Consider the following 24372-nt stretch of genomic DNA (forward strand, 5'->3'; position numbering starts at 1 on the left):
GGTGGAACGACCGTGCGCGAGGCAGTCATCGGCCCCGGGTGTGCTGAGTGACGAAGGTGTAGCCGTCGGGCAGGTTCCAACCGTCGGCTTTGCCCAGTCGGCGGCAGTGCTCGCGGAAGGCGGCGCGCTGCGCTTCGCTGGGTGAGTGGTCCGGCAGCAGTCGCCGCAGATGTCCGGGCACGGAATGCAGCAGGACGGGCGTCGCCTGCCCGGCCTGCTCGAAAACGCTGTACCCGGACGGTGAGCGCGGCACGGGCTCGGGGTCGGGGGTGTAACCGATGAGGGAGATCTCAGGCTCATCGGGGCGCGCGGGGTAGTGGGGGCGGCCGTCGACGCATCGGCTGCCGGTAGCCATGTAGAGCCGTCCGACGGCCACGAGTGCCTCGACCGCTTCTTCCAGTGCGGCAACCTGTTCGACGGCGGGGGCCTCCCCATAGGTGGCGGTGGGCAAGGCTGACCGGTCGAGCAGTGCATGTCCGTCTGGGGTGAGCAGTCCGCATCGACGGACAGTTCGCATGACCAGCTGACTGGGATTGAGGCCGGCTGCCGAGTCACTGGTACGCGTACTGCCGGGTGCGTCCTCGCGGGTAAGGATGCCCACGTCATACTGGTGCTCGATAGTTCGTTCGCCGACCGCGACCGGCGTTTCCAGCAGGGTGGTGGTGGCGCGGATGACGCGCCCCCCGCGCGGCCATTGCAGGTGAAGTTCCAGACCCGGGAAGAAATCCAGCGGCCATTCGACCTCCAGCAGACGGCTGTTGCCGTCGCAGATCTCTGCCACGGTGTCCTGAACAGCCTCAGAGTCCTCCAACTCCCCTCCGGGGTGCGCTAGCTCAAGGCGCACGACGGTCTGCTTCTGGCCAAGGCCCGCCAGCTCATCGGCGATGAGCGGACGGAGGGGGAGGTATCCGTCCATCAGATGGGCGAGCCTTAGGGGCATCCGCCAGGCGATCTCACTGTCGCCGATTCGCAATAGCTGCCCAGCCCCAAGGCCGGCTTCGTCGACGAGCGGAGCGTCCACGGGCTCGCTGGGCGCTTCAATGTTTGGCTCCTCGGCTTGACTAGCTACTGCTCCGTCGAATCGCTCAGCGCACGCTTCCCCCTCCAACTGGCCCGGCGCTTCAGCCGACGGGAGGCGTGGTGAGGGCGGCTGCACGGTCGCACCCCAGCCAGCTGCGGCCGCCACAAGAGGATCGCCGTCCGCTTCATCCACGCCCGGGTTACGAGTCCGCCATACACCACCGCCCTCGAAAGCGTCGTCCAGGCTCACCCGGGTGCCGTCCTGGAAAAGGCCGTTCTCGCTTTCCCCCTGGATGACGCCCGCGATCGCCAAGTTCGCGCTGCATACGGCGGCCGCATATTCAACGCCGGAGAGCCGCGACTCCGCACCCGGAAAGTCACTCAGCCGTGGTCCGACGGCGGTATACACGGTGGTGGCGGAGGGCAAGCCGTAACGGCGTCGGGCCGCAGGCTCGGCGTTGATTCGCAGGGCGGAGGCAAGGACGTTCATGTCGTTTCCTCCCAAGGGGCCCGGGTCCGCCCAGCGTGCAGCGAGCGCGTTGCGTGTCATGGCGTAAGGGCCCCACATTCGCAGTGCGTCACTAGAGGCGAGCACGCGCCGGATCACATCAAGCAGACGCGTCAGCGCACCCCTCAGCACCTCTTCCTGCTGCCTGCCTGCGAGCTCGACGAGCGACACGGGCACGAAGGGGCTGAGGAGCTGCGCCCGCGCGGTGGTCAGCAGAAAGGCGGCATACGCGGCGATATCGTCCCGCTCCGCCGCCTCACACGACGGGTAAACGGCATCGACTAGTACATGCCCTTGCTTGTCGATCCACCGTGAGTGATCGCGGAGCCGGTTGAGCTGAGCAGGGCTCAAGCTCAATGCGGCGCCGAAGGCATGTGGGTCAGGTACAAGGAGTTCGCGGCGTACGGGAGCGTCGTGCGGGCACGGCCGCCCCGGGCCTTCAGCGCCGGCCGGCGCCCCTGATACCCAGCCTGGTACGTCCCCGAGTGCGCTGATCCTAGGGTGACGGCCCTCCTTATAGACGATCTCCGCAAACAGCGGCTGTGAGCCTGTGGCGATGTGCGCCATGGCCCCGACGGGGAGTGCGGGAGTCCGCTCTCCGAAGGTGACGACCGGAAAGGCGTCGGGGTCTAGCGGACTGGTGCCATATCCCTGCCCCTCGAGGTCGTACCCGAAGTAGGCGGCGTTGAAGGCGACCGCAACGTGGACAGGTGCGCGACGGGCTGCAACGAGAGCGTCCAGATATTGGCTCAGCCGGTCCAGTTCCGTGGCGGGTGTGGTGTCGTACCCGTCGACCATGGCAGGAGTGAGCAGGGGCTCGTCCACATACGGCAGCCAGACCCTGTCGCGTGCCTCGGTGGCCATGGTCATACGCTGTCCCCCTCCTTCTGTTCCTGTGATGCCGCTGTGACGGCTGCGATGTGGCGTCTGGCCTGCCATTTGCCATCGCTGGTGGCGGCGACCGCGCCCGCTTCAGCCAATCGGAGCAGGCTCTTCTCGACATCGGTGTACGGCAGGTCGGCGCGGCCTCCGAAGTGGCGACTGTCCCTAAGCGTTCGCGGCAGAGGTATCTGCTTTTTGCGTATGGGGTGGTAGGCCGTTTCGTCGCCGCGAAGCGCGTGCCACAGGGTCCTCGGGTGAACGCCACGCGGCATGAGTCGGGTGAGGCGGTAGGTCTGACTGTCGAGGCGTTGGGCGCGCAGAGTGCTGTCGGCACCACCGCCCATGCGCGGGGCAGCGCTCTCGAAGGCCTGGGCGACGCCGGACCTGCGTTCGTGAGCTGGCCAGTTGGGGCTGGTCCAGCAGGCTGAGCAGCGGCATCGTGCGCTGGTGCAGCAGCCGTCAGGGAGCTCCAGGACACCGAAGTAGTCCGCGAACTTGCGCTGCGCGCACGTCGCAGTGTCCTCGAAGAAGTCCTTGAGGAGGGCGAGTTCGCCCGCAGCGCGGGCGCTTCTGCGGACGAGCAGCGGCAGGAAGCCTTCGGGGAGGACCCGCCGATGGACGGCGAGACCGGTGACGAGTTGGCGACTGGGAGCCGCCGACACGTCGAGGGACCCCCGGTCGTGAAGGTCGGCGAGGATCTCCCAGGTGCTGGCGGGGCCGTCCGCGACGTCTCGGTAGCCATCGATGTGTTCGGCAAGGTGGGTGTCGAGCACATCGACTCGCAGGCGGGTGCGTTCCGGCAAGGCGAGGATGGCCGCGACAATACGCCGCTCTAGAGCGTCGCTCTTGGCTAGCGGACCTGGTTCTGGGGACACTTGTGGCTGGAGTGGCAGATGCGTGTCCCCAGCCTTCACCGCGCAAAGGGGCGGGTAGTCGCCGAGGTCCGTAATGGCACCGAGGTCGGCGAGAGCGCTGAAGGCGCGCATGATTCCGGTCCGGTAGCGGTCCGCCGTGTGTGCGCTGCGCATTTCATTCTCGTCGAGGGTTCCTACGGCGGCGTCCTCCGCCATGAGCGACTCGGCCAGCACTGCGGCGTTCAGGCTGCCGCCGCGCCGCCCGAGCACCGTCTGTCCCATTCGACGCAGCAGTGGCACGGGGAGGTCCTGTCCGGTCATGAACCGTACGGTGCGCAGGCCGCGGCTCGTCGCAAGGGCAAGGGCAGCGTTGACGGGGCCTTCACCTTCTGTGCCCCGCCCGGCCCCGTCGCGGCCCGCGCGACCGATCTGCTGGTAGAGCGCGGCGAGGTCGGTGGGGGGAGATACACAGAACACCGTACGGATGTCGGGTCGATTGACGCCGAGCCCGAATGCGGATGTGGCCACCGTAACGACCGGCGCGAACCCGTCTTCGCCCTGCCGGGGTGCTTCCCGGAACTCTGTCATAACGGCGGCCTTCTCGGCCTCGGTGAGCCGTCCATGGAAGCGCAGCACCCGTACTCCGTTGTCACCCACGTACTCGCGCAGGTGAGCGTGGAGCGCGTTGACCTCCTTGACGGTGAGGCAGTACAAGATCGCGTGTCCGTCGAGTGCGTCAACGACACGCTCGGCTAGACCGGCGGCACCAGCCGGTCCGGGTTGGTTCAGCGAGCGCCTGAATACGGCTAGTTCGGGGCGGATCGGATTCTCCCGCACGGTGACGAGACCTCCCCGGGCGTCGGGCCACGCGGCCTCAGAGCGCTCTTGATCCGATGCGGCTGCCGGAGGCTCGGGTGTCATACCGAAGAGGCTCTCGCGCAGGGCAGCGTGCACGGAGCGGTTGGCCGTGGCGGTGACCGCGGTGACGGGCAGCCCGTACTCCTCGCGCAGTTCGGCGAGGAACCGCCCGACCCGTCGCATACTGGGCCTGAAATCCTCCCACTGAGCCATGGTGTGCGCCTCATCGACGGCGATCCGGGGCACCCGTCCGGCCGCGACCGCCTGCCGTACAAGTTCCCTGAAGCGGCGCTGACACAGCCGCTCCGGGCTGACGTACACCAACCGGATGCCATGGTCCTGACGGCCCTGGAGCTGGTCGGCGACTTCGGTCTTCCCTGCACGGCTGCTGGACTCGCGCAGCGGAGAGATCAGCGCGCGTACAGCGCCTCCGATGGAGCGGTTGAGCTCGAGTGCCTGATCGTGCATGAGCGCGACAAGCGGGCTGACGACGATGGTCGTCCCGGGCAGGACGAGCGCGGGCAGCTGGAAGGTGTAGCTCTTGCCGAAGCCGGTAGGGAGAAGACCAAGCGTGTTTCGACCCTCAGCGACAGCGCTGATCACTATTCGCTGGGCCGGCTTAAGAACCACGGGCTCGTCGGAAAGGCCGAGCAGCCCGCCAATAATGGAGGCACGCTCCAAGACCGTGTGCGTGAGGCGCCCTTCGTCCCGCAGTCGCTTGGTCTCGTTGGGGGTTAGAGCGAGGTCGCGAATGCGGCGGGTGTGGGGCAGCAGGGTATGGCCTTCGAGCGCCTCGTCGGCGCAAAGTTCGGCGGCCCGGTCACCGTGCAGAAGCCCCTCTCGCGCCAAGAACTTCCAGATGCGCCGCCAGCCGTCGGTCATGGTCGCCACATTGCCACCGCCGATCTCTCCGGTCGCTGGATCGGGCTGCAGCAGCCCCTCGTCGAGGCTGCCGAGGAAGGCGCGGCGGTAGACGCGCCGCAAGGTGGTGTGCCCACCGAGCTTGCGGTCGCTGAGGACGACGACGCCGCGGTGCCGGTCGGAGCGGATTAGTCGGCCCACTGCCTGGCGCAGCTGGAGTGCGGCCAGCGGCAGGTAGTACTCCTCGGTGGCTGCCCCGTCGGGGTCTGGGTGTCCGGCCTCCTCGGCACGTTCCCGTACGGCGGCCCGGCGGGCCTCGATGATGGGGTCGGCGAACGGCGCGAAGGGCAGTTTGTTGATCCATACCAGCCGTAGCCGGTGTTCGTCGGATACGTCGACACCCTGCCACAGCCCTTTCGTACCTACCAGGAACCCCCCGCCCTGCTGCCGGTCGGTGAACTCTGCGACAGCACGGCCGTTTCCGAGAGCGATCGCTCCCACAACGGGAGTGGTCAGCTCGCGCGCACGAAGCTCACGCTCCAGCAGATCACCGATGCCCGCAGCGGTGGCTCTGGCGGTGGTGAGCACCATGGCACCGCCGTCGTATCCGTTCCCGTCCAACCGCGCAGAGGTGATCTCCCGCGCATATCCGGCGAGTTGGTGGGCAATGGTCCGCACGGCGCCCTCCTCCTGCTCCGCCCAGGACGGGAAGTCCGTGAAACAGATCAGTTCGGCTTGGCGCGCCAGGTCGAACGGCGAGGGCAGGGCGAGTGCGGGGAGGTCCTGCGGAAGTCCAAGACGGTCTCTTACGAAGGTCCACTCGCCAGCGACCCGCAGTGTCGCGGAGACGTAGTGGACGGAGGTGAAGGACTCCAGGTAGTTCCGCCACGCGGGGTCGGCCGGTAGATCGATGGGGCTCGAGGCGACCCGGAACCGGTAGGCGCGCAGCCCCGGTTCGGGCTCAGCTAGTTCCTGCAGGTAAAGCACGCGGGAAAGTGCCGTATCGGAGTTTGTCCCGTCGAGAGGGGTGGCCGGGTTGAGCAAGGCGTCGATGTCAGCGGTGATGCGGTCGAGGGCGGCCGCTGTGTCCTCAGCGCGGCGGGCAAGGCGAAGGATCCGCTCCCGTACGTGCACGTCGAGTGCCGCGTGTTCGGCGGTGTACCGATCGAGTGCGGCGGCGACAGCGCCGACAGCTCGGGATACCTGGACCAGGAGTCGCTGAATGTGGCGCGTGTCCTGGCTGCCGGAGGTTCCCGCGTATGGACTGGCCAGCACAGCGGTGCGACTACCCACTCGTGCTCCAACGCCCTTGGAACAGGCGTCGAATGAACGAGCGGCGAGTCGAGGCAGCCGCTCGTCGTCAAATAGGTGCTCCAGTTCACCGACCGCGGCCGCCGCCCGGTCCCGAGCAGCTCCCTCTCGCGCGTCGGCGAGCCAGACCTGGCACTCTGCCAGCAGGTCCTCCATGTCCCGATAGTCGGCGGTGACTGTGAGTGCGGAGGTAGCGGCGTTCTCCAGTTCATGCGCCTCGTCGACGATGAGCAGGGTTTCGGCGCCGAGCGCGCGCAGGTCATCGAGATGGGAGAGTGCGAGCGCGTGATTAGCAAGGACGAGTCGGTGTCCCGCGATCGCCTCGCGCACGGTGTCGGTGTGCGGGGTCAGTGGGGTGTCGTCTCCCTGCTGGTAGTCGCCGTCGCGCTGGGACAGGGCCTCCAGCCAGAGCGGCAGTGCCCGACCCACGTAGTCGGCGAAAAAGGCGGGAAGGTCCACGGAGTCGACGGACCTGGCGGCCCACGACTCAGGTGCTTCGGTGCAGGCTCTCAGACGTAGCAACAGGTAAATGGCAAGCTCGCGGAAGCGCGGCTGTTCCACGATTCGCGCCCGACCACGGGCGGCCGTTCGGGCCCGGGTCGCCTCGGCGAGGAGGGCTGTCAGGGCGGCGAGTGAGAGCCGGTTGGTCCGGCCCTTGACCAGGTCCGCGACGTCAAGGATACCGGGAAGGGCACGTTCCAGGTCTTTCAGATCCCGGGCCATCTGGCTCTGAAGCTGTTTGGTGAAAGTGGCGACGATGGCGGTGCGGCCTGGAGCGACCGCAAGCCAGTCGAGGGCGGCCGCGAGTACCGCGTAGCTCTTGCCCGTACCGGTCGGTGCCTCCAGCAGCCCGCCGCTGCCTTGATCGATCCAAGCGTGCAGGGCGGTTGCCATCCGCTGCTGAGCGGGACGGGGCTCGGCTTTGGGCCCGTGCACGGCGTCGGCGAGCGCAACGGGGTCCACTCTGCCGTCGACACAACGCAGTTCGCCGGGTATCCCTACAACTGCCCGGCCAGGCACCGTTCCTCCTGACCCACGCCGGGGCTGGTGCTGCCGCAGTTCACTGCCCAGGACCCGTGCCACACACTGCTGGTCCCACACCTCCGCCCCATGAGCAGATCCCTCCGTCCCCCGTGCGAGCTCCAGCAACAGCCGCCAGCCGGAAGAGTCCGCGCATACGTCTGCCACCAGCCGGGTCAATTCTGGTTCCCAGCCCGCTACTACGTCGGATGCCGCACCCAACAGCCGGACCAGCAGCTCAGCGTCGTCTGCAGCGGTGTGCGCCCTCAGATCGAACCGAGGCACCCCACCTAACTCGGCGAGCGTGTGAAGCCGGTGGGAGCCACCGGCTGGCCACACCGCATGGGCGAGATACAGCGCATCGACCAGCTTGCACCCAGCCAGCGGATCGTCACGTCCGGCCAGCGTGGCAGCCTCGAGCACCAGTGGGAAGTCCAGTCCGGTTCCGTTGTACGCCACCACCACATCCGCCCCCGAGACGTAGGCGGCGAACTCCCCCCAGACTTCCTCTGGCTTCATTCCCGCGTCACGAACCCGCTGGCGTATGGCCGCGTCACGGATCTCCTCTTCACCACACCCAAGGCGCAGATACCGCTGCCAACGCGGCGCCTCCGCGGTCCATGCCTGGTCCATCCCAAACCGCACGGCTGCGGCTTCGTACACATGCCGCTCCAGGTAGGGCTCCGTCGGCACGGTGCGTACGACACTCTCCAGGTCGATCGCGACAGCCCGCAGTCCACGCCGCTGGGAGCCCTCGTCCCTCGGCCCGGCTTCCGCCGAGACCGACCTGACGGGTAAGGCGTACCGCCCACCCCTCTCCTCGATCAGTCCGGCGGCGACAGCCTGCCCGACCAGCTTCGCCAGTCGGGCGTCGGGCAGCCCGGCGTACCGGTCGCGCGCCGCAGCGGCCAGCTTCGCATGACCAACACCCTCTGAGAACTCACCAACCAGCTCTACGATCTTCCGGACCGCGGCCGGAACCCGCGCTTCCCCACCCATGATCACCTCCTCCGCCATGCGGGTATGCCCGCTCACAGACGGTGATCTCCGCAGGTTACGCTCGCCGCCTCACAGACGGACATGCTTTGAACATATTCTTTCTGCAAGCCGCCAACACAGTGGCAACGAAGGCCCCACATCTCTCATGCGCAACAGCTGGCGCATTGCCCCCGGCAATGAGCTCGGCGGTGCTCCCTCGCAGACGCCAGGCACTCCACCATCGGAGCTATCAACGTCCCGGGACTGGGTGGCCACTCGCCCGCCCCATGGGCTGTCTCGGGTCTGTCAGGAAGTTTGCGTAGGACGGCGTGATCCCGACCGGCCGGGCGAGAGCCTGGCGGAGAAGGATCACCGTGATCGAAGTAACTGAGGCCGTTCCTGAGGTCGTTGAACAACCCAGAAGGACGTCGGGCTAGCTAGAAGCTCCAAAACACCCCGTCAGCTCCCCAACAGGGCGGAGTAGTTGGAAGAAGACGCCTCCACGACGCGTGGATTCAGCGACTCAAGGCAGGCGGACTAGCAGCGACTTGCAGAACGAAGGTCACTTTCCATATCGGAAGACTCCTCTGTCCGGCCACTGTCAGCTCTCGGGGTCAGCGACGCCGCCAGGTCGGCCGACTGCCCGCTGACGTTGATCACCCTTCGACAGCAGCTCCCAGCAAAGATCCCCAGAGGCAAGAGCCACCCTCCAGGAGACGAGGGATGCTGCCAACCGATCGAGCGCGGGAGACAGAGCAGCAGGGACAAGCCCACACTCATGTGCGATGCGGTCCATCTCGACACAGCCGCGACCAGTCAAGGAATCCCCGTGCGCCGCAAGGCAGAGGGCGACCAGCCGCAGACACGGGTCACCGACACCCACACCGCCGCCTCCCGCCACGCGCAGCGCCCAGTCCGCAGCGCGTCTGCGGTCTGGACGTGCGGGCGCGAGCAGCACATCGTCAAGGACCCGGGCAACCACCGCCCCGCCCCTAGAGCCCTGGCCAGTCGGCGTTCGGTGGAGCCACCGCGCCTGCTCCAGCTCCCTCCACGGCCGCGGATCGCGATCGAGGCGAAGACTGCGTAGGACCCCGACCGGCAACCGCACGCGCCCTTCGGAGTCCATTCGCAGCGCGCACTGCACAGCGAGGAGCCGGGCCGCAGCCCCGACATGACTTGGCAGGGCCGCAGCCAAATAGCTGAGCATCTCTCGCACCCGAACCTGTTCGCCCGGACCCTTGGGTCGTCGTCCGCGCCGGCGCGAGGCCCCATCCGACGACGTCGCGGCCGCACGCAAGAAGGTTTCCGGAACCACGGCTGCCTGCTCCGTCGCCGACGCACAGGCGGTACATGCGTCTGCAAGGCGCCAGAGCCGTCCACCCCGCTCGCGCGCGAGAAGCAGGCGGATGGGGCCGGCGCAGCCGCGGTGACGGGGGTGCCAGCGGCAGCCTCGTTCGTGGCACTGGCAGGTGCGCATGTACGACGGCAGAACGTCGCTCCGAGCGTGACCGGCCAGATGCTCGAGCACCGCGGAGCGCGCGGATACGGCAGCGAGCAGAACGCCTCGGTGACCGCACTGCTGGCACACGAGCTGCGGCCCGTCAGCACCAGGCCGTAGCTCCACAGTCCAGGCACGCAGCACTGTTGGGCGTGTTGTGCAGAGCCTCATGGGCGCGCGCTCCTCCCGATGCCGTCCCGCGCCGCAGTCCACCAAGAAGTGCGGCGGGCGCACACGGTAGTGCAGACCCCTGCCCTGTCGCCTTGCCCCGCCACCTGCGGAAATAGGGCAGAGGTCTGCACTGACAGGGCAGGTGCCTGCCCCGTCGGATGGTCACGTGACGATCTTTCCGCCCGATCCAGACTTCGAGGCGCTCCATCTGGAGCTCGCACGCCTGAGGGCGGCCAGGGGATGGACCTACGACGAGCTCGCCGCCCGAAGCGGCCTCGCCAGGCGGACCCTGATCGAGATCGAGCAGGGCCGCACGATCGGGACCGTGAAGACTTGGCACGCCCTCGCACACGCGCTGAACACCCCGCTCGACGAGCTCTTCGCCACCCTGTGCAACGGCCATGAGCCCCCCGAAAAGGCCGACGACTGACCGCCCTGGGACGGCAATCACCAACCGCCCGAATCGGTGACTCGATACGAACGCGCAATCGCATGATCGAAAGCCCGTCTCACTCAATGCGGCAGTTCGGGGGACATCTGCGGTAGCGACACCGATGGAGCGGCGCGTCGGCTGGCAGGTTCGCCCACATGCGCTCCACACCCTCTTCTCCACGTCATTGGGACGGCAGCCTCGCCCATGTCCGCGCGAGGCAATCCCTACGCGTAAGTAGTGACAGCACCAGCCGCCTGCTGCGATGCGGCCAGAGCGACCGCTGCCGGGACTGCGGCAACCGAATCGAGTGGTACCACTGCACCAACAAGCGGCCCATCCGCCTGTATCCTCACGAGCTCCCCGCCCATATGGTGCCCGCCTCCTGCCACTGGCACGTCAGCTCCGGAGTCGCCCATCCGGCGGGCGACGGTAACGGATGGTGTCGGCTGCCGCACGCCATGCTGTGCCCCGCACGCGAAGGTCAACCGGCTGTGCCTGAGCTGGCAGGACTACGCCGCGCTCTGGCGGTCAAAACCCGACGTCTGATCGGCACTGGCACTGTCGTTCCCCCCTCAGCTCCGCCGGACACCGAAGCCTCACCGAGGGCCGCCTGTCGGCCGGCTCGGCCAGTCGTGCAACTCCTGCACATCCGCTACCTCGCCAACCGCCCGGTGGACGAAATCCAGTGCGTCGCCCAGACCCGACGCCGCCACCGCTGCACAAGCCCCCTGCTCACAGCGGAGGCCCTGGCAGGCACCTGGACTCTTGTGCCCGTCACCACGGCACGCGGCCAGCTTCCCTTGCCTGGCGAGGTCATGGCCGTCTACGCGCTCACCGGCCTGCCTTACGCCGAGCAACTTCGGTGGAGGGCTCAACGCTGCCCCGAGCACCCCGCGAGTCCCACGGCCGCCGACGTGGCGATGACCGAGTGGGAGCCGTTCGACCCGCTCATCCACCACCAAGTCGTCTACACCCGGCTTCCAACGGTGACCAGGCGTCAGGGACCTGCCGGCCGGGGCAGGAAAGCGGCGCAGTCGTGACCACCCACCACGCGATTGAGATCATCCTGACGCGGCCCGCCACCCCTTGTGAACTGCGACGTGCGCGCCATGCCGTGCCCCTGGGCGCCAACACCGACCGCACCCGGCTGCTAGCCCTGCAGCGCGCCAAGACACCTGGGCGGGCGTTGCGAGTTCTTCGGCATCGACTCGATGCCCTACTGCCCCTCGATGTCCTGACCACCCATTACCCGGACCAGAAGGGCTGTGTTCTGCTGAACGTCGCCCTCAGCCACGCCGCCCGCACCGCCCTCCGGCAGGCCGCGGCAGCCCGCGGTCAGCGGTCCCGCGACTTCCTCGGACAGACCGTGACCGCTGCTGTCGCCCAGCACCAGGAAGAGCGTGCCCGCCGTCTGACGAGCCAGTTGGAAGGGCTGCTGGCCCAGCACAGCCCGGAGGAGCTGCTGGTCTGCGCGGCGAGCACTCTCCTCGAGCACAGCCGACTGCCAAGCAGCGAGCCCTACTCCACTCCCTCTTGAGGAGCCGATGTGCCCACCTCGACCGACGAGCAGGTCCAAGCCGCTGACGCCTTCCGAGGAGGAGACCACCTCGTCCTGCAAGCGGGAGCCGGTACCGGCAAGACCACGACCCTCGCGATGCTCGCTGCCACTACCAAACGACGCGGTCGTTACCTCGCCTTCAACAAGGACATCGCTCGCGACGCCGCCAAGCGCTTCCCCCGTACGGTGACGTGCAAGACCGCCCACGCAACTGCGTACGCAGCCCTCGGCCACCGATACGCCGACCGACTCAACGGCCCCCGGCAGCCAGCCTGGAAAACTGGCCAGGCCCTCGGCATCACCCGATCTATCCGCATCGGCCATCACGACATCAGCCAAAAGATGCTCTCCCACACAGCGCTACGCGCCGTGAACCGCTTCTGCTACTCCGCCGACCGCGCAATGGCTCACCACCACGTACCGCGCCTACGCCGCCTTGGGACACACGCGGAGCAAGCCCAACTCGCCGACGCCGTCCTGCCGTTCGCAGCCAAGGCTTGGGCCGACCTGCAAAACTGCGACCAGGGCGTGGTCCGCTTTGAACACGACCACTACCTGAAGATGTGGGCCCTGACCGAACCCAAGATCGAGGCGGACTTCCTCTTCCTCGACGAAGCCCAAGACACCAACCCCGTCCTGGAGCAGGTCTTCAACGCCCAGCGCGACCACGCCCAGCTCGTCATGGTGGGCGACTCGGCGCAGGCCATCTACGGCTGGCGCGGCGCCCGCGACGTGATGACCGGCTTCCACGCCACGGCGCTCACTCTGACCCGCTCCTTCCGCTTCGGCCCTCGCCTCGCCGAGCAAGCCAACCGCTGGCTCGAGCTCGCCGAGGCACCTATCCGCCTGACCGGAAGCGAGTCGATTCCCACCGAGGTCGGAGCCGTCGCCACCCCGGACGCGGTGCTGTGTCGTACCAACATCGGTGCCATGGCCGAGGTCATGCGTCTCCTCTCCGAGGGCCGCCGCGTCGCTCTGACCCGCGGCGGATACACGCTCGCCGCACTGGCGCTGGCGGCACGCGATCTCAAGGACGGCCGCCGAACCAACCACCCGGAACTCGTGCTCTTCTCCTCATGGGGTGAAGTGCAGGACTATGCGGCGTACGACCCCGCCGGCGGCGACCTCCAGCCTTTCGTCGACCTCGTCGACACGCACGGTCCCGACGCCATCCTCGCCGCGGTCGACGACCTCACCAACGAGGGCCATGCCGACGTCACCGTGTCCACCGCTCACAAAGCCAAAGGACGCGAATGGCCAACTGTCCGGATCGGTGACGACTTCCCACCGCCCAAAGACAGCGAACAACAGGACGCCGAGGGCCGTCCAATCCCGGAATCTGTCAGCGACACAGACGCCCGGCTCGCATACGTCGCGGTCACGCGCGCACGACAGCAACTCGACCTTGGGGGACTGTCATGGATCGACAGCCATCCCACGACGAGTGAAGCTTCACCGTGTCCCTGACCCAAGTAGCAACGTGGAAGCGTTGGCCGTACCTGCGCTGGTATGACTCACACCCTGAAACGGTAATGGCGGACAGGCCGTGCTGCAGGAGCCAGCGCAGCACGACTGTACCGGGGTCTTGCCGTGGCTCTAGCCAGGTCGAGAACGACTGGATCGGGTCAGCACGTTGTGCCCTGTTCCCGTGGGCCAGTAGATGTTCACGTCGCCGATCGGCGCCCAGGCCTGGGTGATGGTCACGTGCTGCTGCGCGTCCGCGTCACGCACGGCCTGCTGGGTGGAATACGGGTGCAGCTCTTAGCTCGGCTGAGGTCGCCGTCCGCACGGTCGACGCGGTACACCTTCACGCTTCAGGATGTTGCGCACCGTGGCACGACACATTCCCGTTCTATCGGCGATGCTTTGAAGGGACTCGCCGAGGTGGCGGTACCGATGGATTACCTCTTGAATCAGGTGCCCATACACGTGTTCCGGAGCTCTCGAACGGATCTCAACCCCCATACGTCTGAGCTCTTTGAGGATGGTTGTACTACTTCCGCCTGCCACCTGGCTGATTTGGGTGGCGGAGAGCCCGTCGAGATACAACTGGCGCCATTTCTCGTTGCGTTGTGCGACTGTACTGCTCCTGTTGAGCGGTTGTCTGTCCAGAATGCAACGCACGTGGGCTGGGGTTGTGTTGAGCGTTCTGGCGACTGCCGATGCGCTCAAGGCTCCGTCAAGGATCAGATCGTGAACCTTCGAATGATGGATGCTTTCACGTGCAACGCCGGGGAGTTTGATGTCAAGGGCCAAAGCATCCGGAATGGCTGGCTCCCATGTCAAGGGCTCTGCAATCCTCTCGGCGGACAGCAGTCGTTGGCCAATCCTGTTCAACCCATCGATCTCGGCTGTATCTAGTTCAAATGTGAAGTGTGGGTATTTCTTTGGTGAGTCATGTGGATCTGAGCACGGCGGTGCAGGAAACTGCCGGATGGGATTTCCGGTGAGCCGTTGATAGATCCATCGATTCGCGTGCTGGATGTATGCCTGGGCATGGTGTGTGGGTCGCGACTGTCTTCGGATCTCAGCCCAGTCTTCAGGATTGATGAACTGCGCCATCTGTCCGAAGACTTCGCGTCGGCGTGTGTAGTCGATCGGGGAGCCTGTTTGATCGAGGAGGTCGGCCAGCATGGTCACGGCCCGCAGGATGTCCACGCCGGCCTCGTGGGCGTGAAGGGTTTCCAGCGTGCGGGACAGAGTCTTGGGGCCAAGATTAGTACCGAGTAGCTTCTGGGCCTGGGGCAGATTGATCCATGCCCCGACCTGGAGAACGCTGACCGCGAGGGCCTGCTGAACGGTGGCCCAACGGAGGTTTCCGCTGGCTTTGAGGGGCATCATCCGCAGCGTCCAGTTGTCCCACAGGCTGGCGGGCACCCTCTGTGCCCGTGCGCGCGGCAGGTCGAGTCCCTTGGCTGGCCGCTGTGGCCGGCCTGTCGTCGTCCGGTAGTGCAGTCGTACCGCCCTGCGCCCGTGACTGCGGTGCACGGCGCCCAGAACAAGGGTGACAAGGTCTGGGGAGATTTCCGCACTCCATTTGTCAATGTCGCAGTGCGCAGCGCTCTCTCCCCGCTCCTGTAGTCGATCAGTGAGCCAGGCAATCCGTTCGATGACAGTCTCGGACTCCGCACCACTCAGGGTGTCGAGCGCCGCCGTCAGTGCAAGACCGGTTGCTGCGGCATCCGTGGGCGCTACCCACGATCCGCGGGTGTGTGCTTCCCGACGGCCGCGGTAGGTGGTGAGCGGGGCTTCACGGTAGGCATTGCAGCGGCGCACCAAGTCGCTGGCGCCCCAACGAGACAGGTCGTCGTCCTGCGCAAATGCCAGCACGCGTGAGGCGAAAGTCCTCAAGTCCGCCAACGCACGTGCGATCGCGACAGGCTTGCTGCCATAGACGCCTGCGAAGTCCGTCGTGTTTTCCGCTTCCCCATCAATGAGTCTGGTGAGTTGCTGTTGCGCCAGAAGCATCGGCCCGTTGGCCTGCAGTTGCGGAGTAGCCACCTCACACAGGCTCTGTCCGCACCGCCCTGATGGGGCATTCTTCGATTTAGTCGGGCAGATTCCTGGTACGGGCGGAGTCCCAGAGTAGATGCTTCTGCTGCGCGGAATCTCGCCGCACGAGGGGCAGGCATCCGCAAGCAGCAAATGATGGCGTGTGCAGGCAAAAGCGAAGCCCAGGCGCCACGACAACTGCCAGCGTCCACCAGATTCCTTCAGGCACTCTGGGCAGTAGCGGGACCCGCATGCACGGCCCCAGAGCCGCCTCTTGTCAATGCGGCGGCGACCCGAATCGATGAAGAGCGCCCTCCCGTGCCATCGAGCCAGCGTCATGCCCAACAGAAGGTCCCGGTCGATTCCGGCGGTCAGAACGAGATGCTCTGCCTCCTCATCAGCCAGTGCGACGGTCCACGGCGGCCTCACTGGCGAGTGACGTCTCGCCGGACCACTCAGCCCGAGGGCCTCGGTGATGTGCGTCAGGGGTGCTCTGCTGCGGCGGGCGATGGCCTCGAGCCAACTGTCGAGCGCCTCACCTCCCACGGGCTGGACCCGGAGCGGCAGCGTACGTGCCAGGCTCAACGGCTTACCTGCTTCGCGGCGGTGTCAGACCGGGCCGACGTGATCTTCGAGGTCCAGCGGCGGGCGCGCAGACCAGCCTCGAGCTGCTTTCGTGCCTGCTCTGACGCGGCATCAATCTTGACGCTGTTGAGCAGGTCGGCATCCAGCCGCTCCGCGCCGGTCCGGACGGCCCGCTGACAACCGCGGTTGATCAGCGTCATGAGCGAGCCGATGTGCCCCGTCGTGCGGGCATAGAAGTAGTCCGACAGCCCATCGGCCAGCATGCCCGGAAACTTGTTCGCGAGCACAAGGCGTTTCTCCAGCCAGAGCAGCAGGCCTCGCCATGCCTTCCGCGACTTGTCGTCGTTCACCGAGAACGGCGCCATCGACAGGGGCGTGGTGCGACGAGCGGTCTGAGCGAGCGTCACATCCCCACACATGTCAGTCTCCGAGTACAGACCTCGTGCCTCGAGCTCAACACCCACGAAGATCAAGGTGACGGGAAACTCATTGGCAATGTGCTTGAAGTGATTGCTGACCGCTCGACCATTTTGATCCGACCACTTAAGAAAATGAAGGTCGTCAATGATCAGGATTCGCGTCTCGCAGTCCAGAACGCAGTCAAGGGCCCGCTGCAGGAACTGCGCGGAGGTGCCCCGGAAGCGGGCCGGATGCGCAAAGAAATCCAGGATGGAACGATTGAAGTCCTTCATGCCGATGTTGCTGGTGAGACCTATCCGACACACCGGCCACCGTTCATTGCCGTCCCGGGTTAGCCGCCCCAGTTCTGCGATTTCCCGACGATGGAATTTCTGAGCAAAATGCAGTACGGCGGTGGTCTTTCCGAGACCCGGGAAGGCATCCACTGCGACCGCACCCTTGGACTTGTCACCATCCTGCACATTACTGTCGATGATGTCCCACAAGTCGTCCTGCAGTGCAATGAGTTGCGGGGTCTTGATCGGTCCGAGATTGGCGTGCCAATCTCGCCGCAGCCGGTTGTGAACGGCGCGTGCAGAATCGCCGAGCAGAGCGAGCTGCGCGACGGTCAGCAGGTCGGGCTGGATACGTTTCGGCGCCTCCGCCAGTTGGCGAAATCCTTCCTTCCGGGACAGCGTCAGGTTGTCCAGCGGCAGGCGTGCTGCATGCGGCGTTACGTCGGTCATGCGTCCTCCAGAGCATCCGAGTAGTAATCGCCTTCGCCGTCAGGGTCGTCCAACTGGCAGGGAGAAGCGTCCAGTTCGTCGTACTCGTCGTCGTCCCCCGGCAGTGAGCCCTCGTACGGCTCAGGCTCTGGGTCCTGTTCGTCCTCCGCTGTTTCCGGATCGGCGGCCAGTACCTTGGCGACGGAGGGCAACATAGCGACCTGGCTGTTAGCAGCCGGCAGGTCGATAGCCGACTGGGCGCGCGCCATACGCAAAGCAACGCGCCGTTCGGACATAGTCATGCCCAAGCCGAGATTCCATCGCTCCAGCAGCTCAGCCAGCGCGTTCCCGTCATCCGGGTAGCGGTACTTGTGCCGGGCCATCTTCCGGGCAAGCTCCAAGGCATCCTCACTCACCGGGAATTTCTCGGCCGGAGCATGCTCCCACTCCAGCGTGTGCCACTTACGGCTATCAGGGCGGCGGAAGTAGACGCGGGTGATGTCATCGGGGTCGACCTGAATCGGCCAACGCCCTTTGGCACGCGATGAGGTGTAGGGACTCGTCCGGTTGCGGAGGCCGTTCAGGCCCGGTCCGTTGTAGCGGCAGCCGCGGATTTCGACGCCATAGTGCTGGAATGACCTCCAGTCGGTCTTGAGAAATTCGAATCCCAAGTCCGGATCGCGTGGAACCTCGATGTAGCCGGCACGGGCAATCCCATGATCGAACATTGCGGCAGGAGACAACTCCAGTCCCGGAACCCGGGGATCGACCAGGCCGTCGTGGGGACTGTGGTGGTAGACCAAGGCCACCCACTCCCGGATGATCGCTTCCAGCTCGTTGAGGAAGAAGTAGGCCTCACCCGCCGGGTTTACCCCCCGCCCGTGAACGTCTGGTCCCTTGTATCCGGGGAGGTTCTCAAGCAGCTCCTCGCGAATCGTTCGGAAGAACCGCTCAAGGGGGCCCTTGTCGCGAGTCGTCGACTGCACCCGATCAGGACGCTCAGCCCGGAGTTGTGCGGGTGACGCACCCGTTCCACCCGTGGGCCGGGCGGGAGTTCGCCTTCGTCGACCGGCGTGTGGCCTGGGACGAGGACCGGGTCGCCCTCGCTGACGAGAACGGGGAGGTGGTCTCGCTGCCTGCGGCCTGGACGGACATCGACCCTGTCGATCCGTCCATCACGATGGCCGCGGGCCGCTGCCCCTTTCGGGTGGCCGACCTCCTGGCCGCCGTCGATCTCATCGACGCTCTCCGCGTACGGGCGTCGGGAGGATGATGCCGTAACCGTCGTCTGATCCACGCCCGGCCGGTCGGCGGGGTTGATCGACGGCGCGCGGAGGCGGCCAGCGGGAGCACTTCTGATCTGCTGGTTTGCCTCCGCGCGCCTGCTTTGCGGTCTTGGCCGCGCCGAGTGGTGGCGCGAACCTGGTGACACGACCGAGTCACTGGGGAGGCGGACGTGATGACGGTGACGGCGAAGGACCCGAAGGTGGCCGCGCTCGCGGCGTCGAGATCGCTGAATCCGTATCCGGAGAAGGTGACTGACGAGGTGTTCCTGTCCTCGCCGTTCTGCGACCCGCGCGACCTGGTGCAGGTCAAGTACGAGATGGTGCGGCGCGTCCGCGTCGACAAGGTGCCCGTCGCGCGGGCGGCCCGCGCCTTCGGCTACTGCCGCCAGGCGTTCTATGAGATCGCCGCCGCCCTGGACGCCGGCGGCCCGTCGGCTCTGGTTCCCGGCAAACCGGGACCGAAGGGGCCCGTCAAGCTGACCGCACCGGTCATGGACCGCATCGACGCCTGGCTGGCCGTCGATGGTGCGCTGACCTCGAAGGACATCAGCCAGAAGGTCGCCGAGGAGTTCGGCTTCACCGTCCACCCGCGGTCCGTCGAGCGCGCACTCGCCCGGCGGCGCGAGCCGGAGAGCGTCCCTGAAGACAAGCCCATATCCCGCTGCCGCCCAAGGCGGTAACGCCACGGCCGTCGCCGAGTACGAGCAGCTGCGCGAGAGCGCGGGCCGCGGCGGCCGTCGCAACGGGATGGGGGTGCTCGTGGCCCGGGGCATGGTCGCCTTCCTCCGGGTGGCCGCCTGTCTGGCCGTCGCGGCAGCGCGGAGGCACCCGGCCCCGCCGGCCGCCGTTTCGGCGGCCGCCACGTTGGATGAGGAGGTCATCCGGGTGTGGTCCCGGATGGTCCTGGCTCACGCCAACTCGCCCTGATCCGCAGTGACATGAAGGTGCACGGGAGCCTCATGAACGACCAGCTGTTCGGCCCGGCCGCCAAGGTGACGGCCGCCCACCTCGCCCGGGACGCGTACTTGTATGTCCGGCAGAGCTCGCTCAAGCAGGTACTGAACAACACCGAGTCGACGGTGCGGCAGTACGGCCTGAAGGAACGGGCCGTCGCGCTGGGCTGGCCGGCTGACCGGATCCACGTCATCGACACCGACCAGGGCCAGTCCGGCGCCACGGCCGCCGACCGGGAGGGCTTCCAGAAGCTGGTCACCGAGGTCGGCATGGGACACGCCGGAATCGTGCTGGGTCTGGAGGTGAGCCGCCTGGCGCGGAACAGCGCCGACTGGCACCGGCTGCTGGAGATCTGTGCGATGTCAGGGACACTGATCCTGGACGAGGACGGCCTTTACGACCCCTGCGACTTCAACGATCGCCTCCTTCTCGGTCTCAAAGGGACCATGTCCGAGGCGGAGTTGCACCTGCTCAAGGCCCGCCTTCGGGGCGGGCAGCTGTCCAAGGCCCGACGCGGGGAGCTGATCCAGCCGCTGCCGATCGGTCTGGGCTACGACGGCGCCGGGAAAGTCGTCCTCGACCCGGATGCCGCGATCCAGCAGGCGATCCGGACCGTGTTCACACTGTTCGACACCACCGGCTCGGCCGTCGGCGTGGTCAAGGAGTTCAACCGGCAGTCGCTGCTGCTGCCGCGGCGGATCCAGTCCGGCCCGGACAAGGGAAAGGTCGTCTGGGCGGCGATCGCGCACTCGCGGGTGCTGCAGATCCTGCACAATCCGCGCTATGCCGGGGCCTTCGTCTACGGCCGTCACCAGCACAAAATCGGCGTGAGCGGGAAGAGCGGGCCGGCACTGCAGCCCCGTGAGCAGTGGATCGCCCTGTTCCCCGACGCCCACGTCGGCTATATCTCCTTCGCCAAGTACGAGGCCAACCAGACACGACTCGCCTCGAATGCCACCGCCTATGGCAAGGACCGCCGCCACGGGCCCGCCCGTGAGGGCCCGGCCCTGCTGCAGGGCATGACCATGTGCGGCCTGTGCGGGCGCCGCATGACCGTGCGCTACCACCACCGCAAGCACGGCCTGGAGCCGGAGTACGTCTGCCAGGCCAAGGGCATCGAGTACGGCAGTCCCATCTGCCAGCGCGTGCACGGCGCCGTCGTCGATCACGCCGTCGGCCGGCTCCTCATCAAGGCCCTGACTCCGCACGCGATCACCGCCGCCCTCGCGGTCGCCGACGAACTCACCGCCCGCGCGGACGAGGCCGAGCAGCTGCGGGCCGCCGCCGTCGAACGGGCCCAGTACCAGACCGACTTGGCCCGCCGCCGCTACCTCGCCGTCGATCCGGACAACCGGCTCGTCGCGGGCAGCCTGGAAGCCGACTGGAACGCAGCCCTGCGCGAACTCGCCACCGCCCGCGACACATACGAGAGCGCCAAGAACGACGGCCACGGCGTCCTCGACGACGCGCAACGGGCCCGGATCACTGCCCTGGCCAGCGATTTCCCCACCCTCTGGAATGACCCCGACACCCCGATGCGGGAACGAAAACGCCTGGTCAGACTGCTTGTCACGGATGTCACCCTGGTCCGGGCCGACCAGATCACCGCTCACGTCCGCCTCACCGGCGGCCAGGAACACACCCTGACCATGCCCGTTCCCCTCGCGTCCTGGCAGATCCGCCAGACCCCGCCCGACGTCGTCGCCGCCATCGACGAACTCCTCGACGACCATACCGACGGCCAGATCGCCGCCATCCTCACCGAACGCGGTCACGTCAGTGGCACCGGACAACCCCTGAAAGCCACCATCGTGCGCCGGATCCGGGACAGGTACGGACTGCGCAGCCACCCTCAACGACTCGCGGACCAGGGCATGTTGAGCCTGCGCGAGATCGCCCGACGGCTCGGCATCGGCCTGAACACCGTCCAGATCTGGCGGAACAACGGCCTGCTGACCGGCCGCGTCGCCAACGACAAAGGCGAGTACTTCTACTTCCCGCCACCACCCGACCTCGCCCGGCCCAGGATCGGACGGCCACCGGGACCACGACCAGCACCAGCTGGAACACCCACCGAATCAGCCCAAGGAGGCGCAGTATGAAGCACGAGGTTTGTCCCGTCCTGTGCGCAAACGGGCCGGCTGGATGGAGATACCCAACCGCTGGCAGACGCTGGTGATGTGCTCGGACACGTAGATCTTGCCGTGGTCCACCACGATCGTCTCAGGAACGAGGGCCGGCCCTGCAGAACCCTGCCCGGTGACGTGTGCTGCGGCGTCCGCCATGGGCCCCTCGATGGCATCCCGATCCAGCAGGACTGTCCGAGGAATGCCATGGTCGGGCCAGACCGCGTAGCGCGGCCAGTCCTTGCCCGCTGGGCGGGGACGATAGGTCTGAAAGAGCGTCGCGGCTACGTCAACGGACTTGGTGGACGCCGGAGTCAGCCGCAGGCCAGTGATACAGCGGTCGTACCAGTCCATGGCCGCGGTCAGCTCCGGCTGTACCCACTGCAGGGTCAACGGGTCAAGAGCGAAGACATCCAGCCTGTTCGTGTCGAGCAGCAGGAACTCACCCGGCCTCGTCGGCCGCAGCTTTCCGTAGACGCCAGCTGGCCGGGAAGCAATGTCACGGTTCCTCTGTGCGCTTAGGCGAAAAGTTGGCCGACGTCTCTCGAGCTCGGAAATCCATCGATACGCCGTCGCCCTGCCAGGAAGCCGCACCTCGCCCTTCCCGTAGCGGGCCTCGAGACGAGGGCCGACGCTTCGGATGATCTTCGCCTGGGTTGGCGTCGCTGCATCGGTGTGCTCCGCCATGATCTCCAAAGCCATTTCCACCCACCGGGGATCAGCCCGCCCCACTCCTGCCGAGTCGGCAGACCGCTCTGGCAAGTCACGCGCCAATGCGGCTTCTCGTTCGGCCTGGAAGTCGCTGACCCAGCGTCTGATCGTGCGCTGGCCAACCCCGAGTTCCTCCGCCTTGGCTCTGTATCGATCCATCTTGGGCGTCCCCGGCACGTACTGTGGCCGTGGTTCCCCCGGAGCCGCCAACTCCGGCGTTCCTGAGCGGTAGCCGTAGAGCACCTCGTTGACATGAGCGGCCCGCTCACGAATCGTCTCCAGCTCAAATTCCTCGAGCAGGGAAAGAGTCACTGAGGCGGTTTCACCCGCATCTGCTGAGGAGGGCCCCGGGGTTTCCGCGCATACACGGGCACGGCCCGAGGACAGCACCTCCCTCAGAGAGAGCCGGAACCTGCGGCCGCGTCCGTCCTTGACCAGGATCTCATTGCCACTGGCAGAGCCGAACATCTCCTCGACCGTGACGACTTCACCGTCGTAGTGAAACCGTGTCCCTACTCCGACACGTGCTGCGCCTTGCCCACTCCTCCGTCTCCCATCCAAGCCATCGATGTGGTTGGTTGCGGCAGCTTCCCGGTCACCCTGTTCCGGATCATCGATTGGATCAGGCATCACAGTCACCCCTGCGCCTAAAACGGTTGCCGCTTTCCTGCTCAGCACATTCCGCTCGGCCAATATCTCATCGAGGTCAGTGGAGAGATCCTGCACCCAAAGGAGGTGAAAGACGGCGGCACGTACAACTTCTTTGGGCCAGTTTGGGAATGATCGAAATGCGTCACCCAGGGTCGCTCCGACAAGGTCCCGGGTGCGCATTTCTTGCAGAAGGTCGGCATTGAACAGCCAATCGCGCCTATACCCGGCCAAGAATCTCAGATTGGCCCGCTCTTCGTCCGGCGGTTCGCACCATACTTGATACTCCCAACCACAGGACTCGACTGCCTCTCGAGACCACTCCAGCGAAAAAGCCACTTTCGGTCGCGTCAGCAGTTCACGCGGCTTGACATCCACGACCAGAGGCACCGATCCATCACGTAGTAGCAGGAAATCAGGAACATGCCGCCGCTGGGCCCCATTGATCTCCGCCGTAATCAAGAATGGCTGTGCATAGATCGCCGTGACTTCGGGTGCAAAATCTGCATAGATTAGACGCGTGAGCTCCAACCGCGATTCATAGATCACGTGAGCACGCATGGTCGAGGACCAGTAGAAACCCGAGTAATGCTTTTGGCCGTAATACCAGCGGAACGTGCGCCATGGAATCAGCGATTCCATTCTTTCAATACCCTTGTACGGCCAGGGCGCCACTTCAAGCGCGCCGTCACTCTGGCGGACCGTCACCGAGACCGAGCCAATGGCAGGTCGCACGTGACCCCCAGCAAACTGAGCGCTGACCTGAAGGCCGGTTCCGTCAGGCTGTCCAATCGACGGTTGCATGGGAGCGCGCAGGCGCACAGAGGCAGCCTCGGATCTCACACCTACGAGCGAAGACTCGAACGAGCGTCCGTCTCAATTTATTGTCCGGTTGGCCAGACAGTGGCCAACTGGAATGAGAATTGGTCACTCATTTTGAGAACCTACACGCGGCGTGCCCCTCAGGCCGTACGCCGCAGCAGCGCCAGGTACATCGCGTCCGTGCCGTGCAGATGCGGCCAGAGCTGAACGTCCGGCCCGTCGCCCAGCCCCGCGACGCCCGGCATCAGCGGCCTCGCGTCCAGCCACTCGGCCTCGACGGCCGGCCCGCCGCGCCCCTTGAGTACGTCCTCCACGACCACCCGGGTCTCGGCAAGATGCGGCGAGCAGGTCGCGTATCCGACCACGCCCCCGACCCGTACGGCACTCAACGCCTCACGCAACAGGCCGCGTTGGAGCGGAGCGAAGCTCTCCAGGTCCTCGGGGCGCCGCCGCCAGCGGGCTTCGGGCCTGCGTCGCAGTGCCCCGAGCCCGGTGCACGGCACGTCCATCAGCACGCGGTCGAACGAGCCGGGCAGCCACGGCGGCCGGGTGCCGTCGGCGGCGATGACCTGGTAGGGGCCGGGGTTGCCGGCCAGCGTCCGCTCCACCAGCCGGGCCCGGTGCGGCTGCTTCTCGGAAGCCAGCAGCGACGCGCCACGCCCCGCGGCCAGC

The 24372-nt window shown here is 66.5% G+C and carries 15 protein-coding genes and 3 pseudogenes; 10 read left to right on the top strand and 8 right to left on the bottom strand.

Annotated elements, in window-relative coordinates; translation table 11 throughout:
* Window positions 1-25: 25 nt before the first annotated feature.
* Together ACWDZ6_RS20370 and ACWDZ6_RS20375 are read right to left on the bottom strand one after the other, a co-directional pair.
* Entirely contained in the window at window positions 26-2398 is a 2373-nt protein-coding gene (locus tag ACWDZ6_RS20370; protein ID WP_451503969.1) for a hypothetical protein, read from the bottom strand.
* Window positions 2395-8313 (bottom strand): DEAD/DEAH box helicase, encoded by a 5919-nt coding sequence (locus tag ACWDZ6_RS20375; protein ID WP_451503970.1) that lies wholly within the window; start codon window positions 8311-8313, stop codon window positions 2395-2397. Before ACWDZ6_RS20375 ends, ACWDZ6_RS20370 begins: the two co-directional genes overlap by 4 nt.
* Window positions 8314-9121: 808 nt before the next feature.
* Here ACWDZ6_RS20375 and ACWDZ6_RS20380 point away from each other — a divergent pair.
* From ACWDZ6_RS20380 to ACWDZ6_RS20410, 7 genes and pseudogenes are all read left to right on the top strand, one after another.
* Window positions 9122-9379, top strand: a complete 258-nt coding sequence (locus ACWDZ6_RS20380) for a hypothetical protein (RefSeq protein WP_451503971.1) — start codon at window positions 9122-9124, stop codon at window positions 9377-9379.
* A gap of 348 nt (window positions 9380-9727) precedes the next feature.
* Window positions 9728-9910 (top strand): hypothetical protein, encoded by a 183-nt coding sequence (locus ACWDZ6_RS20385; protein ID WP_451503972.1) that lies wholly within the window; start codon window positions 9728-9730, stop codon window positions 9908-9910.
* A gap of 217 nt (window positions 9911-10127) precedes the next feature.
* Window positions 10128-10391 (top strand): helix-turn-helix transcriptional regulator, encoded by a 264-nt coding sequence (locus ACWDZ6_RS20390; protein ID WP_451503973.1) that lies wholly within the window; start codon window positions 10128-10130, stop codon window positions 10389-10391.
* A 158-nt stretch (window positions 10392-10549) separates the two neighbouring features.
* Window positions 10550-10930, top strand: a pseudogene (locus tag ACWDZ6_RS20395) (DUF6083 domain-containing protein); the annotation flags it as partial.
* Between the two features lie 96 nt (window positions 10931-11026).
* Window positions 11027-11434 (top strand): hypothetical protein, encoded by a 408-nt coding sequence (locus ACWDZ6_RS20400; RefSeq protein ID WP_451503987.1) that lies wholly within the window; start codon window positions 11027-11029, stop codon window positions 11432-11434.
* Window positions 11431-11931 carry a hypothetical protein gene (locus tag ACWDZ6_RS20405; protein ID WP_451503974.1) on the top strand — a complete coding sequence of 167 codons (501 nt, stop codon included), beginning with the start codon at window positions 11431-11433 and terminating at the stop codon, window positions 11929-11931. The genes ACWDZ6_RS20400 and ACWDZ6_RS20405 overlap by 4 nt, the downstream gene beginning before the upstream one ends.
* Window positions 11932-11940: 9 nt before the next feature.
* Window positions 11941-13419 carry a UvrD-helicase domain-containing protein gene (locus ACWDZ6_RS20410; RefSeq protein ID WP_451503975.1) on the top strand — a complete coding sequence of 493 codons (1479 nt, stop codon included), beginning with the start codon at window positions 11941-11943 and terminating at the stop codon, window positions 13417-13419.
* Between the two features lie 294 nt (window positions 13420-13713).
* Here the strand turns inward: ACWDZ6_RS20410 and ACWDZ6_RS20415 are convergent, their stop codons facing one another.
* The 4 genes and pseudogenes from ACWDZ6_RS20415 to ACWDZ6_RS20430 all read right to left on the bottom strand — a co-directional run bounded on the left by ACWDZ6_RS20415 (window position 13714) and on the right by ACWDZ6_RS20430 (window position 18139).
* Window positions 13714-15453 (bottom strand): hypothetical protein, encoded by a 1740-nt coding sequence (locus ACWDZ6_RS20415; protein WP_451503988.1) that lies wholly within the window; start codon window positions 15451-15453, stop codon window positions 13714-13716.
* Between the two features lie 147 nt (window positions 15454-15600).
* Window positions 15601-16029, bottom strand: a pseudogene (locus tag ACWDZ6_RS20420) (TniQ family protein); the annotation flags it as partial.
* Complete coding sequence (locus ACWDZ6_RS20425) at window positions 16026-17174, bottom strand: AAA family ATPase (RefSeq protein WP_451503976.1); 1149 nt, start codon at window positions 17172-17174, stop codon at window positions 16026-16028. The pseudogene ACWDZ6_RS20420 and the gene ACWDZ6_RS20425, both read right to left, overlap by 4 nt.
* Window positions 17171-18139, bottom strand: a complete 969-nt coding sequence (locus tag ACWDZ6_RS20430) for a hypothetical protein (RefSeq protein ID WP_451503977.1) — start codon at window positions 18137-18139, stop codon at window positions 17171-17173. The genes ACWDZ6_RS20425 and ACWDZ6_RS20430 overlap by 4 nt, the downstream gene beginning before the upstream one ends.
* A gap of 32 nt (window positions 18140-18171) precedes the next feature.
* On the opposite strand from ACWDZ6_RS20430, the gene ACWDZ6_RS20435 reads away from it, so the two are divergent.
* The 3 genes from ACWDZ6_RS20435 to ACWDZ6_RS20445 all read left to right on the top strand — a co-directional run bounded on the left by ACWDZ6_RS20435 (window position 18172) and on the right by ACWDZ6_RS20445 (window position 21495).
* Window positions 18172-18426, top strand: a complete 255-nt coding sequence (locus ACWDZ6_RS20435) for a DUF5372 family protein (RefSeq protein ID WP_451503978.1) — start codon at window positions 18172-18174, stop codon at window positions 18424-18426.
* Window positions 18427-18612: 186 nt separating this feature from the next.
* Window positions 18613-19119, top strand: a complete 507-nt coding sequence (locus ACWDZ6_RS20440; RefSeq protein ID WP_451503979.1) for a helix-turn-helix domain-containing protein — start codon at window positions 18613-18615, stop codon at window positions 19117-19119.
* Window positions 19120-19398: 279 nt separating this feature from the next.
* Entirely contained in the window at window positions 19399-21495 is a 2097-nt protein-coding gene (locus ACWDZ6_RS20445; RefSeq protein ID WP_451503980.1) for a recombinase family protein, read from the top strand.
* On the opposite strand, the gene ACWDZ6_RS20450 is transcribed toward ACWDZ6_RS20445, so the two are convergent.
* Complete coding sequence (locus tag ACWDZ6_RS20450) at window positions 21472-23586, bottom strand: TnsA-like heteromeric transposase endonuclease subunit (protein ID WP_451503981.1); 2115 nt, start codon at window positions 23584-23586, stop codon at window positions 21472-21474. The genes ACWDZ6_RS20445 and ACWDZ6_RS20450 overlap by 24 nt on opposite strands.
* A 254-nt stretch (window positions 23587-23840) precedes the next feature.
* Window positions 23841-24372, bottom strand: a pseudogene (locus ACWDZ6_RS20455) (rRNA cytosine-C5-methyltransferase); the annotation flags it as partial.

This window comes from Streptomyces sp. NPDC002926 (genome assembly GCF_053591755.1).